Origin of the sequence: Streptococcus parasanguinis (assembly GCF_023109675.1) — a bacterium.
Lineage (GTDB): Bacteria > Bacillota > Bacilli > Lactobacillales > Streptococcaceae > Streptococcus > Streptococcus parasanguinis_I.
In genome coordinates this window covers 1-792 of the sequence record NZ_JALDUR010000036.1, presented here as the reverse complement: position 1 = coordinate 792, position 792 = coordinate 1, and the positions used below count along the sequence as shown (strand labels likewise).

The 792-nt window shown below is 31.8% G+C and carries 1 protein-coding gene; it reads left to right on the top strand.

The annotated features are described in order from the left end of the window. Positions 1-115: 115 nt before the first annotated feature. A partial coding sequence (locus M1G14_RS10895; RefSeq protein WP_247926608.1) for a DUF262 domain-containing protein occupies positions 116-792 on the top strand: 677 nt, incomplete at its 3' end.

The window sequence follows — 792 nt, the reverse complement described above, 5'->3', positions numbered from 1 at the left end:
TCAGGCAGAATTATCACCCGTATTTTAATTTTCGAAAAATAGATATTTCTTAGAAAGAAAACTAAAAAATTGATATAATTAGCTATATTATAAACAAATCAAAGGAATTTCTTCTATGACTACATCAATAAATGTTGACAAAAGAAGCGTCAAACAACTATTAGAGACTGGAAAGAATAAAAGATTTATTATTCCTGAATATCAACGACCATATGCTTGGTCAGACGAACAAATCCAAGTTTTATTCGATGATCTAACTGAATACACACTCAATACAACAGAAGATGAAAATAATACTTACTTTCTTGGCACAATAGTTTCATATGAAAATGATAATAAAGAACAGGAAATAATTGATGGGCAACAGCGTATAACAAGCCTCTTATTGCTATTGAGAGCTATTTATACTAAATTAGAAAGTGGTGGTCCTGAGACTAATTTCTTGAAAAGTCAAATCGAACCAACAATTTGGAAACAGAATCCAACTACAGGGGTAGTTAACTTTAATGAAATCCTTATTAGTTCCCGAGTCATGGGAGAGGAGGGAAACCAAGAATTTGCTAATATACTAGTCTCTGGAAAAGCAGATGAAAAATCACATAGCAACTATGCTAAAAATTATAGATTGCTCCAGCAACTAGTTAATGAATATGCTGCAGATAATCCATTGTCCTTCTATAACTTCATTAGTAATATCTTAAATCAAGCTATTCTTCTCCCTATTACAGCCGATAGTCAAGAAACAGCACTCACTATTTTTTCAACTCTAAACGATAGAGGACTAGCATTATC